The sequence below is a fragment of the Gemmatimonadaceae bacterium genome, from assembly GCA_020851035.1.
Taxonomy (GTDB): Bacteria; Gemmatimonadota; Gemmatimonadetes; order Gemmatimonadales; family Gemmatimonadaceae; genus JACMLX01.
Window position 1 is genome coordinate 1 of record JADZDM010000028.1, and the last position, 16,261, is coordinate 16,261.

The following is a 16,261-nucleotide window of genomic DNA, read 5'->3' on the forward strand; positions in this document are numbered from 1 at the left end:
ACAGCAACAGCAACAGCAACAGCAACTGCCGCGCATTTGCCGTTGCTGTTGCTGTTCCCCTCAGTTCCTTCCGTACCCGAGCGAGCGACAGTGACCTGCGGTGCAGACCTCTTTGCGTCCTTTGCGCCCTTCGCGCCTCTGCGTCAACGCTGTTTGCGGTCTGCGAGTCAGGAGAGATCAGCGCCCCATGGCCCGGAGCTCGACGAGCATGCAGCGGTCCTGCACGACATCGATGCCGGCCCGCGCCAGTGACTCGGCGACGGCGTCGTGGCGGATGCCGAGCTGCATCCAGACGAGCGCCGGATGGAGGGCGAGGATGTCGTCGAGGTGGGGCGGGATGTCGGCTGGGCGCCGGAAGAGCTGGACGGTGTCGACCGGCGTCGGCACGTCGCGCAGGGCGCGATGGACGGGTTCGCCGAGGACCGTCGTCATCTCCGGGTAGTAGACGGGGACCGGGATGATCCGGTAGCCGGCCCGCTGTGTGTACTCGGGCACATACCAGGCGGGCGCGCCGGTCTCCTCGGGCTTGATGCCGACGACGGCGATGGTGTGCACGCGGGCGAGGGCGGCGTGGATGGCCTCGTCGGTGGAGAGCAGGTGGCTGCGCCAGCCATCAGCGGCGGCGGGGGCGTGAGGGGGCATGGGTGCCGGTGCCAGAGGGAGCGGAGGCCCCGGAAGGGGCAGGACGCGTAACGGCGGGCGCTCAGGTAAATTCCCGGTGCTCCCGCAGGTTCCTACCCTGCCATCACGATCTCGAGCCGGCCATGCTGCGCCGTCACTGCGCGCTGGCGGACCACCGACCTTTCCCATGCGATTTCTCGTACTTGGCCGCGGCGCACAGGGCTCCGCCTGTGCCTTCGACCTGCTCCGCAGTCCCGGCGTCTCCGAGGTTCGGATTGCCGACCTCGACGTCTCGTCGCTGCCGTCGTTCCTTCCCTCGGGCGATCCGAGACTGAAGGCAGTGTCGATCGACGTGCGCGATCGTGGCGCGATGCTGGCGCAGATGGGCGAGGTGGATGCCGTGCTCAGCGCCATTCCCTACTACTTCAACGGCGAGCTCGCGGCCCTCGCCGTCCAGGCCGGCGTGCACTTCGCCGACCTCGGCGGCAACACCGAGATCGTGTTCAAGCAGAAGGACCTGCATGAGGCGGCCAAGCTGAAGGGGGTTACGGTCGTCCCCGACACCGGCCTCGCGCCCGGCATGATCAACGTGCTGGCCGAGCACGGCATCCGCGCCATGGACAGCGTCGAGAGCGTCAAGCTGTTCGTCGGCGGCCTGCCGCAGCACCCGGTACCGCCGCTGAACTACCAGATCGTGTACTCGATCGAGGGTGTGCTCGACTACTACTCGACCCTGTCGTGGGTGGTTCGCGATGGCAAGCGTGTGCAGGTCACCGCGCTGTCGGAGCTCGAGCCGGTGGAGTTCGGCGGTTCGATCGGGACGCTCGAGGCATTCCACACGGCCGGCGGGCTCTCCACGATGGCGTGGCGGTATGAAGGCACGATCCCGGTGATGGAATACAAGACGCTGCGCTATCCCGGCCATGCGCAGATGATGGCCGCGATGCGGGACCTGGGGCTCTACGACACGGAGCCGGTGGATGTGAAGGGCACGAAGGTCGTGCCGCGCGACGTGTTCATCGCCACCGTCGGGCCGAAGCTCCGCAAGCCGGGCGGCACCGACCTGGTGGCGCTGCGCGTGGTGGTGACCGGCACGAAGGATGGTGCCCCTGCCACCCGCCAGTACGACCTGCTGGACTACTACGATGCCGAGCACGGGATCACGGCGATGATGCGCGTGACGGGCTACACCCTGTCGATCACCGGGCAGCTGATGGCCTCCCGGGCGCTGGCCTCGGGAGTCTACACGCCGGACGAGGTGTTCCCGGGTGATCGCTACATCGCCGAACTCGCGACGCGCGGGATCAACATCACTGTTTCGTAAGCGGCCGCCGGAACTGCAACAGCTTCAACGCAAAGACGCACAGGGTACAGAAGGACGCAAAGAGGTCGGTTCGCGTTGCAAACGTCCGAGCAGCACGCAGCATCGAGAGGCTTTGGGAACCGCAACTGCGAGAGCAGTTCCCCTCAGCCTTCCGTTCCGGGCGACGCAGACGCCTGCCTCACGGTGGAACTCTTTGCGTCCTTCTGTACCCTTTGCGCCTTGCGTTGAAGCTGTTGCCGTTCGAGCGCCGCAGATTCAGCGCGAGAAGTTCGCGAGGGTGACCCCGATGGCGTCGATGGCCTCGCGGGCGCGGTAGCGGTCCGTGCCGTTGTACAGCATCGCGAACGCGAGCAGCTCGCCGTTGCGGGCGGTGACGTAGCCGGCCAGCGCGACGATGTCGTTGGTGGTGCCGGTCTTGGCGTGCAGGTTGGTCTGCGCGGTGGTGCCGTTCATGCGGCGGCGCAGGGTGCCGCTCTCACCGGCGAGCGGGAGCGACGCGTGGAAGAGGGGCCCCCAGGTGGTGCGGTCCGCCCAGCCGAGGAGCTGCACCATCGCGCGCGGTGACACCCGGTCGAGCTGCGACAGCCCGCTGCCGTCGCTGGTGCGGACGGCGTCGGCGCGAACGTTCGCCGTGCGCTGCAGCATCGCGCGCAGCACCGTGTCGGCCGTGAATGCCGTGCCCGGCGTGTGGCGGTCCGATCCGCGCGCCGCCGCGCGGTACACATGCTCGGCGATCATGTTCACCGACTCGCGGTTCATCACCGTGAGCAGGGTCTCGAGCGGCGCCGACTGCCATGCGACGAGCGGTTCGGCGCCGTCGGGGGTCGCGTCGAGCGCCATGCCGTCGCGCACCGTCACCCCGTTGCGCCGGAGGGCCGCGAGGAATGCCCCGGTGGTGAACGCCGCCGGATCCTGCACGATGTAGGAGTACGAGCGCGGGCCGGCCAGCTCGCCGATGCTGCCGGTGACCGTGATGCCGGCGTCGGTGCGCGCGAAGCGGAGCGGCGCCGCGGTGCCCCGGACGGTGCGCACGTTCGCCGAGAGCGGGATGGCCGTCGTCGCCGGCTCCAGCACCACCTCGGCGGCACTGCCGCGTTGCGTGGGGCGGATCGTCACCCAGACGATGTTCTCGTTGAGCGAGAGCGCGGAGACCCGGCCCGCATACGAGTCCTGCAGGATGCGCGGGTGCCAGCCGTCAGGAATGCTGCGCGCCTCGAAGGCGGTGGCGTCGCCGATGACGCGCCCCGTCACCTCGCGTACACCGGCCTTCACCACGCGAAGCGCGAGCGAGTCCATCGCCGCGTCCGGCGTCCGGCCGAAGAAGCGCGTGCTGAGCGACGGATCGCCGTCTCCCCGCAGCACGAGGTCCCCGTCCAGCACGCCGTCGCGGAGCGACCCGGTGCGGAGGATGTCGGTCTGGTAGCGGTACTGCGGGCCGAGCTGCTCGAGCGCGAGCGCCGTGGTGAGCATCTTCTGCGTCGATGCCGTGAGGTGCGGCACGTCGGCATTTCGCGCGAAGAGGGTGTCACCGTGCGACAGCGAGACGACCATCATGCCCCACGAGCCGCTGCGGATCGAGCTGTCGGCCAGCCAGCCGAGGTCGGAGCGCAGGCCGTCGAGTCCGAGTGGCATCCTGGCCTCGAGCAGCGGCAGGGGTGGCGGCAGCGGTCTGGCCGGACGCGCGACCCGGCGCGCGGCCCTGCCCTTCGCACCGCGCACCGGCTTCACCGCCGCGCCGCGCGGTGCCGGCCTGGCTCCGCTGCGCGCCGCGGCCGTCCCCTTCCGGGCCGACGCCGGTGTGCGGGCGGCGGTCGTCCGCGCGCGTGCGGCCGTCGTGCCACGCGCCGGTCGTGCCGCCGCAGCGCGCGAGGCAACAGCGCGAGAGGCCGCGGCGCTGGCCGGCGTGCGTCGCGGCGTTGCGACCGCCGCCTTGGCCCCACGGACGGCAGGTCGCCGTTGTGCCGCAGTGGCGGCCGCACGGGACGCACCCTTCCGTGGCGAAGACTGAGCCTCACTGGCGACAGCCGGGCCGGAGAGAGCGAGCAGCATCGCCAGCATTCGCAGCGCCGGCATCAGTCGAGCGGGACAGCCCACAATCACACCTTGAGGAAGATGTTCCGGCGCCAGAGCGCCCAGAGGATCAGGAACCAGAACAGGACGAACGTGACGGCGTACCCCAGTGATGCCACCCGGGGTTCGAGTATCGGCTCGAACAACGTACGGTAGACCACCCACTGCACCGACACCGGGCCCTCGGCGGTGGGCACCTTCCAGAGCGTGACCGTGATGCGGGCCATCAGCCCCGACCCGACGAACGCGATCATCGGGTTGGTCCCGTAGATGACGAAGAACTTCGTCCAGCGCTTCCAGCCGCGCACGTCGATCAGCCACATGCAGGTGGCGAGCGTGACCGCCGCCATGCCCGCCGTGAAGACGACGTAGCTGCTGGTCCAGAGGCTCTTGTTGATCGGGAAGACCCAGTGCCACATGAGACCGACGACGAGCAGCAGCGCACCGGTCGCAAAGAGGCCGTTGAGGCGCTCGGCGAGGGGCCTGTTGGTCCCGATCCACCGTCCCGCGAGCTGTCCGAGCATCATCGTCCCGACTGCGGGGAGCGTGCTGAGCAGCCCCTCCGGATCCCAGGTCTTCGCCGATGCCCAGAGGTGGTTCGTGGTCAGCACGGTGCGGTCGAACCAGGCCGAGAGCACGGCGTCGGGCGTGTCGAGAAGCTGCCACCCCGGCACTCCACGATCGGGGACCGTCACCAGCGTCATCAGCGCCCAGTAGCCGAGCAGGATCGCGGCGAGCACGGCGATGTGCTGCTTCCAGGTGCCACGGAGGGTGAGGAGCGCGCCGATGACGTAGGCGACGGCGATGCGCTGCAGCACCCCCATGATGCGCAGGTGCTCGAGGCGGTAGAGCACCCGGTCGCCGAAGGTCGCATCGGGAATGGAGGCGATGGTGCCCCACATGAATCCCGGGAACCAGGCGAGGAAGAGCCCGAAGAGAAAGATCAGCGCGCCGCGGCGCAGCACCTGGCGGATGATCGCCGCCTCGCCGTCACCTCGTGCGCGTCGCTGCGACAGCGAGAGGTGGGCCGTGACGCCGACGATGAAGAGGAAGTACGGGAAGATCAGGTCGGTGGGCGTCCAGCCGTGCCATGCGGCGTGCTCGAGCGGCGGGAAGATGTGGTCCCAGTCGCCTGGATTGTTCACCAGGAGCATCCCGGCGACGGTCATCCCGCGGAAGACGTCGAGGGCGAGGAGTCGTTCACGCGCGCCGGGGCCAGCGGTGGCCCGGGAAGGCGATGTCGGGGTCCGGTGGGGCTGCGGCGCGCGTCCGGCTTCGGGGCGCGTGAGCGTGGCCACGCTCAGTGCCCCTGGGCGGCTGGTGTCAGGGGCGCGGCCGCAGGTCGGAGCTGGGCATCGGCCACGCCGTCACCCCCCTTCCCCTCGCGCTGCCAGCGGAAGAAGACGACGGTCATGACCCCGTAGAAGAAGAGTCCCCCCGGCACCCACATGATCAGTCCCCCGATGAGCTGGTCCGCCTTCGGCCCGATGCCCCAGATGCGCGGGCTGGACGCATAGAGAGGATACAGCACCGTGTCCGCCATGGCGATATAGATCGCGACGACGCTCATGGGGAGGGTCATGACGAAGCAGTACAACATCTGCGCCGGGTAGCTGAGGCGCGGCAGCTCGGGGAGTGGGCTGAGGAACGGCCACCACATCAGCACGCTCGCCACGAGGAAGGTGACGTGCTGGAGGATGTGGACGTTGTGGTGCAGGAGGGCGGTGTTGTAGAGGGCCGGGATGTGCCAGGCGGCGAGCGTGACGTTGAAGATCGCGAACGCCATGGCGCCGGTGGTGATGCGCCGTGCGAGCCAGCCGACGACGGGCCAGTCGAGTGCCGGCCGGAGCATCCAGCCGGGGGTGCCGGCGATGAGCAGGGGCGGCACGATGAGCTCCATGATCAGGTGCTGCACCATGTGCCCGCTGAACAGGTAGAAGTCGCTCAGGTCGTGGAGCGGTCCGTTCAGGATCAGGAAGAGCAGCACCAGCCCGCTCACGAAGGCGACACGCTGGCCGGTGGAGGGGCCGGTGCCGCCGGCGTCGCGGGCACGCCGGAAATAGAGCCACCCGAGGACGGTCAGGCCGATGACCGTGCTCGGGTGGATCGTCCAGGCATCCCACGCCAGTGTCTGCGCGGGATGGAGGAGCAGCGCGAGGTGGATCACCGCGCGCGCGCCGCCGTGCTCATGCGCCGCCGCTGAGGTTGACGGCGACCTTGCCGAACAGGAACAGCAGGCCGATGCAGGTGACGACGGCAATCGCGAGCGGCCCGACGAACAGGTTCCGGAACAGCTTGTTGTCGTACTTGAGGTGCATGTAGACCGCGCAGACCACCGCGAACTTGACGGCCGACATGAGGATCATGCTCGGCACGTAGATGGCGGACTGCTCCCACGGCTTGATGTAGTAGGCCGAGATCTCGACGATGGTGACGATCGTGAGGAAGAGCGCGGTCCAGAGGTAAGTCTTCGCCGTGGGGTGGTGGCCGTGCTCGTCGTGCGCGGCGTCGGGTCCGTGTGCCATGGGCTCGTGGCTCACTTGATGAGGTAGAGGAGGACGAAGATCGCGATCCAGACCACGTCGACGAAGTGCCAGTAGAGGGCACACAGGTCCACGTTCAGGGCCTCGTCGGTGCGGAGGCCGCGCTTCTTGTCGATCGAGGCGAGCGTGAAGAGCCAGAGCACGCCGGCGGTGACGTGCGCACCGTGGAAGCCGGTCAGCACGAAGAAGCTGCTGCTGAACAGGTTCGTGGTGAGGCCGAGCCCCTCGTGCACGAAGCTGGTGAACTCGTACGCCTGGCACATGAGGAACACGATGCCGAGCAGCGCGGTGGCGACCAGCCAGAAGAACGAGTTGCCCTCGAGCCGGGAGAAGAACGTGGTGCGCTTCACGTGGCGGTTCACCACGGCGTTGTGCGCGAGCACCATCGCGAGCGACGACATCAGGAGCACGAAGGTGGAGAAGCTCGTGACCGGGATGTTGAGGATCGCGTTGAAGACCTTGCCCGTGGCAGGGTCGGTCCAGACCTCGTGCGGGTAGGGCCCGACGCGCGACTTGCCCTTGTAGATCAGGTAGGTCGAGATGAGGCTGACGAAGAGCATGCACTCGGAGCCGATGAACGCCCAGATGGCGATCTTGCGGTTGTCGAGGCCGGTCGTGGTGTAGTGGTGGCCGTGGCCGGCGTCCGGCGTGGCGCCGTGGCCGCCGGTGGTCTCGACTGCGGTGGCGCTCATCAGTGCGACTCCTCGAGCGGTGACGTGAGCCAGGCGTAGAGGCTGATCACGAGGGTGGCCCCGCCGCCGGCGACGACGATGAAGAAGGCGGTGAAGTTCACGTGCTTGAGCGTCATGCCGCCGAGCATCGTGACGAGGCCGATCGCGGCCATCACCGGCTTGAAGGTGTTCATCGGCATGGGGATGCCGAGTTCGCGCGCGGTCGGGACGCGCTCATCGCGGGTCTCGGGGTTCTCGTGGTGCTCGCGCGAGAGGTCGTGGCCGTCGGTCACGTCCCACAGCGGGTAGCGGCTGGTGACGTTCGGCAGCACGGCGAAGTTGTACTCCGGCGGCGGCGACGGGATGGACCACTCGAGCGTCGAGGCGCCCCACGGGTCGCGGCCGGCCTTCGGGCCGCTCTTCAGGGACCAGAAGAAGTTGTAGAGGAAGATCAGCGTCGCAACGATGATGACCACGGTGCCGACGGAGCTCATCATGTTGAAGAGGTCCCAGCCCTGGTTCGCATCGTACGTGTAGATGCGGCGCGGCATGCCCAGCAGGCCGGACAGGTGCATCGGCCCGAACGTGAGGTTCATGCCGATCATGTTGATCCAGAAGTGCCACTTGCCGAGCGGCTCGTTCATCAGCTTCCCGAACATCTTGGGGAAGTAGTGATAGATGCCCGAGAAGATGCCCATGATCGAGCCACCGAAGAGCACGTAGTGGAAGTGCGCGACGATGTAGTAGGTGTCGGTCTGCTGCAGGTCGGTCGGCGGGGAGGAGTGCGACACGCCCGAGAGGCCGCCGATGGTGAACATCGCGATCAGGCCGACGGCGAAGCACATGGCGGTGGTGAACTGCAGCTTGCCGCCCCACATCGTGCTCATCCAGTTGAAGATCTTCACGCCGGTCGGGATGGCGATCAGCATCGTGGTGAGGCTGAACACGGTGTCCGCGATCGGGCCCATGCCGACCGAGAACATGTGGTGGGCCCACACGCCGAAGCCGAGGAAGCCGATCAGGATGCCGGAGTACACCATGACCGCGTAGCCGAAGAGCGGCTTGCGGCTGAAGGTCGGCAGGACCTCGGAGACGAGGCCGAATGCCGGCAGGATCAGGATGTAGACCTCGGGGTGGCCGAAGATCCAGAACAGGTGCTGCCAGAGCAGCGGGTCGGCGCCGGCGGTGAGGGTGTAGAAGTTCGTGCCGAAGAAGCGGTCGAACTGCAGGAACACCAGCGCGACGGTGATGACCGGGAAGGCCAGCACGACCAGGAACTGCACCACGAACGACATCCACGTGAACATCGGCATGCGCATCAGGTGCATGCCCGGTGCGCGCAGGTTGATGATCGTGGTGATGAAGTTGAAGCCGGCCGCGAGGGAGCTGATGCCGAGGATCTGGAGGCCGAGCACCCAGAAGTCGATGTTCAGGCCGGGCGAGTAGGCCTCGGTGGTGAGCGGCGCGTAGCCGAACCAGCCGCCGTTCGGGGCGATGCCGGCGAAGATCGGCAGCGTGATGAAGATGCCGCCGAGCAGGTAGACCCAGTAGCTGAAGGCATTGAGGCGCGGGAACGCGACGTCGCGGGCGCCGATCTGCAGCGGGATCAGGAAGTTGAAGAAGGCGGCCGAGAGCGGCATGATGGCGAGGAACACCATCGTGGTGCCGTGCATGGTGAAGAGCTGGTTGTACAGCTCCGCGCTCACCAGCGTCTGGTTCGGCGCCGCGAGCTGGGCGCGGATGACCGCCGCCTCGAGCCCGCCGAAGATGAAGAAGAAGAGCGAGGTGAAGAGGTACAGCACGCCGATCCGCTTGTGATCGGTGGTGGTGATCCAGCTCCAGACGCCGGTCTTCTCACCGGCGTGGGAGGCGGAGGAAGCAGCCGGCGCGAAGGTCGGCGGCGCAACAGTCGTGGCCATGACGCGATGTGCTCCGGGCGCGGGTTACTTGAGGGCCTGCAGGTAGGCGGCGACGTCGGCGATCTGCTGGTCGCTGAGCCCGCCCATCGTCACCTTCGCCTTGATGACCGGGTTGTACTCGCCGTTGCCGATCGCCGGCATCAGGCTGCCGGGCTTCATGGCGGGGGCGTTCTTGATCCAGCGCACCAGGTTGTCGGTGGTGTTGGTGTAGACCGCGCCGGCCAGCGTGTAGCGCGACCCGATGTGCGTGAGGTTCGGGCCGATGATGCCGGCGCTCATCGGGTTGCCGGTGATCTTGTGGCAGCCGATGCAGGAGGAACGGGAGTAGATCTGCTGGCCGCGGGTCGCGTCGCCGGTGAGACCGGCGGTGAAGGCGATCGAGGCCGGGGGCGTGGCGGTCGGCAGCGTCGAGGGGTCGAGCTTCTCGCGCGGGAAGACGAATCCGACCGGGGCCGGTGCGGCTGCGTTGGCCAGTGCCGGACCGACCTGGCCGGCCTTGCTGGTGGACTCGGCGGCCGGCGTGGCCGGCGTGGCGGCCGGCGCCACCGCCGGTGCGACGCCGAAGACCGCCGGACCCTTCTGGTGCGCCGCCCAGCTCGCAAACTGCTCCGGCGACACCGTGAAGACCCGGAACTTCATGTTCGCGTGGCTCTCACCGCAGTATTCGTTGCACGTGCCGTTGAGCGACTTCATCGCCATCGAGTCGCGTGGCGTCATCCAGAGGTAGTTCGTCCGGTTCGAGATCAGGTCGCGCTTGCCGCCGAGGCGCGGGATCCAGAACGAGTGCAGCACGTCGATGGTGTTGAGCTTGAAGTTCACCGGCCGGTTCACCGGCAGGTACAGCTCGTTGGCCGTCGTGATGCCGTACTCGGGGTATCGGAACTCCCACCACCACTGGTGCCCGATGACCTCGACCTGCAGCGCATTGGCCGGTGCCTTGGCCTGCGTCATGAAGATCGTCTTCACCGTGGGCACGGCGATGAACGCGAGGATGACGGCAGGAATCGCCGTCCACGCGATCTCGAGCGTCGTGTTGCCGTGGACGTGCTTCGGCTCGGGGGAGTCGGGGCGCGCCTTGAACTTGAAGATGATGTAGAGCACACCGACTTCGACGATCACGAAGACCACGGTGGCCCAGAACAGCAGCGAGTCCCAGAGATGGGTCGTCGCCTCATTCAGGTCGGTGGTGTAGTTGAAGGTCGTGTTCGGGTACTGCTGCGCCCCTGCGGCGGCGGCGAGTCCGAGCGTCAGCAACGCGATGAGCGCGACAGGAGCGGCTCCGCGGCGGGACAGTGCGCCGGCGATCAACCGGCGAATCCTTGAGGTGCTGGCCATGCCCAGGTCTTGGGAAAGGTCGTGAGGAGCCAGGGTAGGCTCCCCGTGATGAGCCGGCATGCGGGAACCTTTGTTCCCACCCGCCGACACGGGAGATGCAATGCGCACAACCCGGGGACGGACGTCGTCCCTTCGAACACGACCACCACGACCCCTACCGAGTCCGGCGACCGATGTGTGGTTACCCTCGTCCAGCAAAAGACGACATCGCTGTCAGGGCCTGCTCGACGATCCCGTAAAGCTAAGGAGCAGGGGTTACTCCACGCCACCGGTGGAAGAGCCCGGCGCACCAGCTTCCCCGTGCGCGCCGTCGTCCACCTTGTGCTTCGCGAGCGTCGAAGTGACGGCGAGCTCGATGCCGGACTTGAGCACCCCGACCCGCTCCCGGAGCATCCGGACCTTCACCTGGTCGGCCCCGCCCCCCCGGGTGGCCACGAGGATCAGGTCGCTGGCCATGTCGGCCAGGAGCTGGAACTGGCTGCGAAGCAGCCCCACCAGCGGCGTGGCGGCCCGCTTGATCTGCTGGGGGTAGGCGGCAGTCGCCTGTCCGGTGCGGACGGCGATGGCGTACTTCTCGACCAGGCCGTGCACGGTCTGGGCAAGGGAGGTCGCGGTCTCCAGGGACTGGAGCTTGGCCTGACCTGGGCCATCAACGGTGGGTTTCGCCATGGGCCGGGAATCTACCCGTCGGCGCGCCGGCCGGGGGCGGCGCGCGACGGCCGAGCTGCCCGCTCCCGGCGCGCGACACGGTGCCATGCCCTCGGGTCCGACTATTTTGCGGGATGTCCGATCGCACCCCGGTCCGCCACCCGGCGGCCTTCGCCCCGACCACGCCGCCCACACCACGCTGCCCGGTCTGCTGGTCCGCGCCGTTCCTGGGTCCGGCGCGAAAGGTGCGCCGCGGCTGGCGGGTGCAGGCCGGTGAGGCAGAGTCCGCCGCCGGCAGCACGGTCCCGGTCGCCACGTCGGTCTACCCGTGAAGCAATCCAGCCTGCGACGCCGCGATCGTGGTGCGCACCGCCCTCACGGGCGGGTACCTCCCCGCTGACGTCGACGGGCACGGGCTCGCCGCGCTGGATGCCGCCGCCTTCCTGCGTGGCCGCACCGCCCGTGACGGCATCTGGCGGGACCGTGCCGGCGACCCGAAGACCGCCCCTGTGCAACGGGACCTGTTCGCGGTCTAGCTCGCGGACAGGTCCCGTCCCGCCGGCGTGATGCCAGCGGGGTTCCGCACCGCCCTCACGTCACCGCACGCGCAGGCCGATGCCGATGTTGATGGAGCTGTTCTTCAGGTCCGTGCCATTGGCGTCGGTGATGTTCGTCATGCCGCGGATGTAGCGCACCGACGGCACCACCAGGTACCGCGCGCCCGCCTTGATCGGCAGCTCGACACCCACGGTCAGGCCGGCATCGAAGCGCTTCACGTCGAGGTCCTGGCCGACGAGGGCGTTGTCACAGTCGGTGGAGGAGCTGAACGAGCCGCTCTCCGCCACGGCGCTGCAGCTCACGCGCCAGTTGAAGCTGCCACCGGCGATGAGCGTCGGCGCGACACCGGCCACGCTGAGCGGGACGCCGACGCGCACCAGCAGCGGCACCTCGACGTAGCCGAGCTTCACGCCGCCGGTCACGGTCGGAAGCGCGCCGCCGCTGCTGAAGCTCGACTTCGCGCCCTTCATGACGTAGTTGACACCCGTCTGCATGCCGATCGCCGAGCCGGCCGGCTGCACGATGAACGACACGCCGCCGTACCCGCCGGTGCGGTTCTTCGCATCGTTGGCATCATCGCCGGTGAAGTTCGCGATGGAGACGCCACCCTCGAGGCCGACCTGTGCGACACCGACGGGCGTGCGGAGCGACTGCGCATATGAGGGAACCGCGATGAGGGCAGCAACACCGGCTGCGATCACGCGTGACATGGTGGTGGACGACTGCATAGGTATATCCCGCAAGGTTGCAAAGATGAAACTGCGTAGGCACGAACGTGCCATGCGACAGGATGCAGGAGCGCACATCGCGTGCCATGCACCGCATCGATGACACATCAGCGATTGCGCCTGCACGGCAACAGCAAGCGGAACGGCGCGTGAACCGGTGGGTCCACGCGCCGTCCATTCACCTGCACTGCACCTGCGTGATCAGCGACCGGCCATCGACTCCGGACGCAGCACGTCGTCGAGTTGCTCACGCGTGAGCCAGCCGCGCTCGAGCACGATCTCGGTCACGCCGCGCCCCGTCGCGAGTGCCTCCTTCGCGACGTCGGTGGCCTTCTCGTAGCCGATCACCGGCAGCAGCGCGGTCACCACGCCGATCGAGTGCTCCACGTAGTACCGCATCCGGTCTGCATTCGCCGTGATACCTGAGATGCACCTGGACTCGAGCACCTGGATCGCGTTCGTCAGCTCCTTGATGCCACCGAGCAGCCGGTAGGCGATGATCGGCTCGAACACGTTGAGCTGGAGCTGCCCCGCCTCGGCCGCCATCGTGATCGTGACGTCGCCACCGATGATGTCGAAGCAGACCTGGTTGACCACCTCGGGGATCACCGGGTTCACCTTGCCCGGCATGATGCTGCTGCCCGGCTGCACCGGCGGCAGGTTGATCTCGCCGAAGCCGGCGCGTGGCCCCGACGAGAGCAGCCGCAGGTCGTTGCAGATCTTCGACAGCTTGGTGGCGGTGCGCTTGAGCACGCCGCTCAGCTGCACGAAGGCACCGGTGTCACTGGTGGCCTCGATCAGGTCCGGCGCGGTGATCATCACCAGCCCCGTCACCTCCGAGAGGTGGCGCCGCACCGAGGTGGTGAACGACTCCGACGCCGTGATGCCGGTCCCGATCGCGGTGGCGCCCATGTTCATCTCGCGCATCAGCGCCTGCGCCTCGGCGAGCCGGTCCACGTCCTCCATCAGCGTGTGGGCCCACGCCCGGAACTCGCGGCCGAGCGTCATCGGCACCGCGTCCTGCAGCTGCGTGCGGCCCATCTTGATGAGCGACGCGAACTCGACACCCTTCACGTCCATCGCCCCGCACAGCGACCGCAACGCGTCCCGCAGGCCGTCGAGCGCGGTGTGCAGCGCGATGCGGATGGACGTCGGATAGACGTCGTTGGTGCTCTGGCTGCGGTTCACGTGCTCGTTGGGGTGCACCACGTCATAGCTGCCGCGCGACCGCCCGAGGATCTCGAGCGCGCGATTCGCGATGACCTCGTTGGCGTTCATGTTGGTGCTCGTCCCGGCCCCGCCCTGGATCATGTCCACGATGAAGTGCTCGTGGTGCCGGCCCGCCCGCAGCTCCTCGCCGGCCCTGATGATCGCCTCGGCGATGTGGTCGGGCAGCAGCCCGAGCTCGTGGTTGGCACGCGCGGCGGCGATCTTCACGCAGGCCAGTCCGGCGATCAGCTCGGGAACCTCGCGCAGCGGCACACCGGTGATGGGAAAGTTCTCGGCGGCGCGCAGTGTCTGCACACCGTAGAGCGCCTCATCGGGCACCTCCCGATCGCCGAGCAGGTCGTGCTCGGTGCGCATGCGCCGGCTGCCGAACCCCAGCGCGCGGCCGCGGCCCACCAGCGTCGCGTCGGCCACCCGCAGCCGCTGGGCGATCGCCCGCGCGGCGCGGGCCACCAGGCCGGCATAGAGGTGGGGATTGTCCTTCACCACCTCGGCCAGCTTCTCCTTGCGCAGGATCAGCAGCTCGCCGGCGATGACGGCACGGGCGGTGGTGCCATGGCGGGTGTCATCGAGCAGCATGCCCTCGCCGATCGCCTCGCCGGGACCCATGGTCACCAGGCGCACCGTGCGCCCCTCGGCGGTCTTCTCGATGGTCACGCCGCCGGTCACCACCAGCGCGAACATCGAGCGCTCCTCACCTTCGCGGAAGAACACGTCTTCGGTGGCGAAGGAGTGCGGCTCGACGGCGTGTGCCAGGCGCCAGAGCTGTGCGTCAGGAAGACCCTGCACGAACGGCAGCGCCTTCAGCTGTTTGAGAATCGCGTTTTTCATGGGCCCAAGCTATGCGCGTGCATGTGCGCCGGGCAGCAGCCGGAACCGCGATTCAGCCGGCCCCGCCAGCGGTCCACGCAGGCACCGGGTCGCCGGCCTGCCAGCCGATCCGTGCCAGTTCTGCAAGGAAAGCGAGCACGGCGTCCCGGTCGGCGTGCACGGCGAGCAGGATGACATCACCCGCCTGCGCCCACTGCACGGCGAGGCGGGCAGCGGCAACGTCATCCGCGGCCGCGGCACACTGCCCGTCGGGCACGCCCAGACCGTGCAACGCGGCGAGCAGCACGCCGCTGATCGACCCCGGCTCGCGCCCGCGCAGGAACCGCGGCATCTCCTTCGCGATGTAGAGGTCGATCACGCCGGCGCGCACGGCTGCCGCGGCGATGTCGTGCAGTGCCTCGTCGTCACGGTCGCCGCCGGTGGCGAGGGTGATGGCACGACGATGGCCCGCCAGGTGCCGCGTGGCGTCGATCAGGGCCGCCACGCCCTGCGGATTGTGGGCGTAGTCCACCACGACGGTCACGCCGCCGATGGTCTGGACCATGAGCCGCCCCATGTTGTCCGCCGGGTCGGCACCGAAGACCAGCAGCGCGCGCTGCGCGGCGGGAGGCAGTGCCAGTTCGCCGGCGACAGCGAGGGCGATGCGTGCGTTGAGCAGGTTGTGCGATGCGGCACCGCCGAGGGTGGCCGGGATGGCGCGCAACTCCTCCGCGGTGAGGGCCGCAGAGCCATCGGCGTGCACGAGATGCGTGCGGCCGGCGTACCCGGCGATCGCGTCCCGCAAGGCAGGCACGTCGCCGTTGACGACCAGCACCCCGGTCTCCTCCACCGCGCGCGTCACGACGAGCTTCGCCGCGGCCAGTGCGGCGAGGTCGGTGATGCCGTAGTCGCCGAAGTGGTCGGGCGAGAGCGTCACCACCGCCGCCACGGCAGCACGCTGCACGGCGAGCCCACGCCGCAGCATGCCCCCACGGGCAGACTCCAGCACGGCCAGTGTCACACGCGGGTCCTGCAGCACGCGCCGCGCACCGGCGGGACCGGACCAGTCGCCGCGCTCCACCCGCGCCCCGTCGATCCAGACACCGTCGGTGCAGGTGTGGCCGACCACATGCCCCGCGGCCCGTGCCATGGCCGCCACCATCCGCACGACGGTGGTCTTGCCGTTGGACCCGGTGACGAGGACGATCGGGATGTCGCGGATCGCGACCCAATCCACCTCGGAGACCTTGGGCAGCAGCGTCAGTGGCCATCCGGTCGCGCCCGCACCGGTGCCGACGAAGAGCGCGGCATCGTCGAAGGTGACGTTCAGGCCCAGCCGCTGTCCCTCGTTCCAGAGCGCGCGGAGTCGAGGCGACGCCTCGCTGTCGCTGGCGGCACGCAGGGCCGGCAGCGCCGTGTCCGGGCCGGCGGCACTGGCACCGCGGACGACCGCCTCGGCGGAGACCCACGCCGTCTCGCACACCTCGGTGGCGGTCATGAGCTGGTCGATCGGCGCGTGGACGAACAGGCTCGCGCCGCCGGGATAGCGCCGGACCGCCGTCTCTGCGTCAGGCCAGCCGAGTGCGGCGGCGAGTCCGGCCGCCTGCCGCTCCCACGCCTCCACCAGCGCCACCGCGTCCGTGTCGTGGTCGTCCAGCATCACGTCGAGCACGGCACCCAGGCCCGGGTGCATGAGGTTCGGACCCATCAGCCGGCGCGAGTCGACGATGGCCGGGGAGGGGTACCCCGACACGAGGTCCGGATCGCGCGGTGGGCGCGTCATGCGTGCGCAGTCTGGTCGGTCGCG

At 68.6% G+C, this 16,261-nt stretch carries 15 protein-coding genes; 3 read left to right on the plus strand and 12 right to left on the minus strand.

The window, feature by feature from the left end; all coding sequences use genetic code 11:
- Positions 1–177 precede the first annotated feature (177 nt).
- Entirely contained in the window at positions 178–642 is a 465-nt protein-coding gene (locus tag IT355_19230; GenBank protein ID MCC7055415.1) for a CoA-binding protein, read from the minus strand.
- A gap of 166 nt (positions 643–808) precedes the next feature.
- On the opposite strand from IT355_19230, the gene IT355_19235 reads away from it, so the two are divergent.
- The gene (locus IT355_19235; GenBank protein MCC7055416.1) at positions 809–1,945 is read left to right on the plus strand and encodes a saccharopine dehydrogenase NADP-binding domain-containing protein; all 1,137 of its coding nucleotides are present in this window, start codon (positions 809–811) and stop codon (positions 1,943–1,945) included.
- Between the two features lie 255 nt (positions 1,946–2,200).
- Here IT355_19235 and dacB read toward each other — a convergent pair whose 3' ends face one another.
- The 8 genes from dacB to IT355_19275 all read right to left on the minus strand — a co-directional run bounded on the left by dacB (position 2,201) and on the right by IT355_19275 (position 11,152).
- Positions 2,201–3,577 carry a D-alanyl-D-alanine carboxypeptidase/D-alanyl-D-alanine-endopeptidase gene (dacB, locus tag IT355_19240; protein ID MCC7055417.1) on the minus strand — a complete coding sequence of 459 codons (1,377 nt, stop codon included), beginning with the start codon at positions 3,575–3,577 and terminating at the stop codon, positions 2,201–2,203.
- 464 nt (positions 3,578–4,041) lie between these two features.
- On the minus strand, positions 4,042–5,184 hold the full coding sequence (locus IT355_19245) for a DUF5009 domain-containing protein (GenBank protein MCC7055418.1): 1,143 nt from the start codon (positions 5,182–5,184) through the stop codon (positions 4,042–4,044).
- A gap of 131 nt (positions 5,185–5,315) precedes the next feature.
- Complete coding sequence (locus IT355_19250) at positions 5,316–6,182, minus strand: cytochrome c oxidase assembly protein (GenBank protein MCC7055419.1); 867 nt, start codon at positions 6,180–6,182, stop codon at positions 5,316–5,318.
- Between the two features lie 19 nt (positions 6,183–6,201).
- Positions 6,202–6,540, minus strand: a complete 339-nt coding sequence (locus IT355_19255) for a cytochrome C oxidase subunit IV family protein (GenBank protein MCC7055420.1) — start codon at positions 6,538–6,540, stop codon at positions 6,202–6,204.
- Positions 6,541–6,551: 11 nt separating this feature from the next.
- Positions 6,552–7,250, minus strand: a complete 699-nt coding sequence (locus IT355_19260; GenBank protein MCC7055421.1) for a cytochrome c oxidase subunit 3 — start codon at positions 7,248–7,250, stop codon at positions 6,552–6,554.
- Entirely contained in the window at positions 7,250–9,148 is a 1,899-nt protein-coding gene (gene ctaD, locus IT355_19265) for a cytochrome c oxidase subunit I (protein MCC7055422.1), read from the minus strand. Before ctaD ends, IT355_19260 begins: the two co-directional genes overlap by 1 nt.
- 24 nt (positions 9,149–9,172) lie before the next feature.
- Positions 9,173–10,483, minus strand: coding sequence for a cytochrome c oxidase subunit II (gene coxB, locus IT355_19270; GenBank protein ID MCC7055423.1), 1,311 nt, complete (start codon positions 10,481–10,483; stop codon positions 9,173–9,175).
- 255 nt (positions 10,484–10,738) lie between these two features.
- Positions 10,739–11,152 (minus strand): hypothetical protein, encoded by a 414-nt coding sequence (locus IT355_19275; protein MCC7055424.1) that lies wholly within the window; start codon positions 11,150–11,152, stop codon positions 10,739–10,741.
- A 113-nt stretch (positions 11,153–11,265) separates the two neighbouring features.
- Between IT355_19275 and IT355_19280 the strand changes: the two genes are divergently transcribed.
- Both IT355_19280 and IT355_19285 read left to right on the plus strand, forming a co-directional pair.
- Positions 11,266–11,463 (plus strand): hypothetical protein, encoded by a 198-nt coding sequence (locus IT355_19280; protein MCC7055425.1) that lies wholly within the window; start codon positions 11,266–11,268, stop codon positions 11,461–11,463.
- Between the two features lie 27 nt (positions 11,464–11,490).
- Positions 11,491–11,667: a hypothetical protein gene (locus IT355_19285; protein ID MCC7055426.1), complete on the plus strand. Its 177-nt coding sequence runs from the start codon at positions 11,491–11,493 to the stop codon at positions 11,665–11,667.
- A 60-nt stretch (positions 11,668–11,727) separates the two neighbouring features.
- On the opposite strand, the gene IT355_19290 is transcribed toward IT355_19285, so the two are convergent.
- The 3 genes from IT355_19290 to IT355_19300 all read right to left on the minus strand — a co-directional run bounded on the left by IT355_19290 (position 11,728) and on the right by IT355_19300 (position 16,237).
- Positions 11,728–12,417 (minus strand): PorT family protein, encoded by a 690-nt coding sequence (locus IT355_19290; protein MCC7055427.1) that lies wholly within the window; start codon positions 12,415–12,417, stop codon positions 11,728–11,730.
- 201 nt (positions 12,418–12,618) lie between these two features.
- Complete coding sequence (locus tag IT355_19295; protein MCC7055428.1) at positions 12,619–14,475, minus strand: aspartate ammonia-lyase; 1,857 nt, start codon at positions 14,473–14,475, stop codon at positions 12,619–12,621.
- Positions 14,476–14,527: 52 nt separating this feature from the next.
- Positions 14,528–16,237, minus strand: coding sequence for a hypothetical protein (locus IT355_19300; protein MCC7055429.1), 1,710 nt, complete (start codon positions 16,235–16,237; stop codon positions 14,528–14,530).
- Between the last annotated feature and the right edge of the window lie 24 nt (positions 16,238–16,261).

Bases quoted from the DNA above. Each gene is read 5' to 3' on its own strand.
- IT355_19230 (MCC7055415.1), bottom strand. From the start codon at position 642: ATGCCCCCTCACGCCCCCGCCGCCGCTGATGGCTGGCGCAGCCACCTG.
- IT355_19280 (MCC7055425.1), top strand. From the start codon at position 11,266: ATGTCCGATCGCACCCCGGTCCGCCACCCGGCGGCCTTCGCCCCGACC.
- IT355_19300 (MCC7055429.1), bottom strand. From the start codon at position 16,237: ATGACGCGCCCACCGCGCGATCCGGACCTCGTGTCGGGGTACCCCTCC.
- IT355_19275 (MCC7055424.1), bottom strand. From the start codon at position 11,152: ATGGCGAAACCCACCGTTGATGGCCCAGGTCAGGCCAAGCTCCAGTCC.
- IT355_19290 (MCC7055427.1), bottom strand. From the start codon at position 12,417: ATGCAGTCGTCCACCACCATGTCACGCGTGATCGCAGCCGGTGTTGCT.
- IT355_19260 (MCC7055421.1), bottom strand. From the start codon at position 7,250: ATGAGCGCCACCGCAGTCGAGACCACCGGCGGCCACGGCGCCACGCCG.
- IT355_19255 (MCC7055420.1), bottom strand. From the start codon at position 6,540: ATGGCACACGGACCCGACGCCGCGCACGACGAGCACGGCCACCACCCC.
- IT355_19245 (MCC7055418.1), bottom strand. From the start codon at position 5,184: ATGACCGTCGCCGGGATGCTCCTGGTGAACAATCCAGGCGACTGGGAC.
- dacB (MCC7055417.1), bottom strand. From the start codon at position 3,577: ATGCCACTCGGACTCGACGGCCTGCGCTCCGACCTCGGCTGGCTGGCC.
- ctaD (MCC7055422.1), bottom strand. From the start codon at position 9,148: ATGGCCACGACTGTTGCGCCGCCGACCTTCGCGCCGGCTGCTTCCTCC.
- IT355_19235 (MCC7055416.1), top strand. From the start codon at position 809: ATGCGATTTCTCGTACTTGGCCGCGGCGCACAGGGCTCCGCCTGTGCC.
- IT355_19295 (MCC7055428.1), bottom strand. From the start codon at position 14,475: ATGAAAAACGCGATTCTCAAACAGCTGAAGGCGCTGCCGTTCGTGCAG.
- coxB (MCC7055423.1), bottom strand. From the start codon at position 10,483: ATGGCCAGCACCTCAAGGATTCGCCGGTTGATCGCCGGCGCACTGTCC.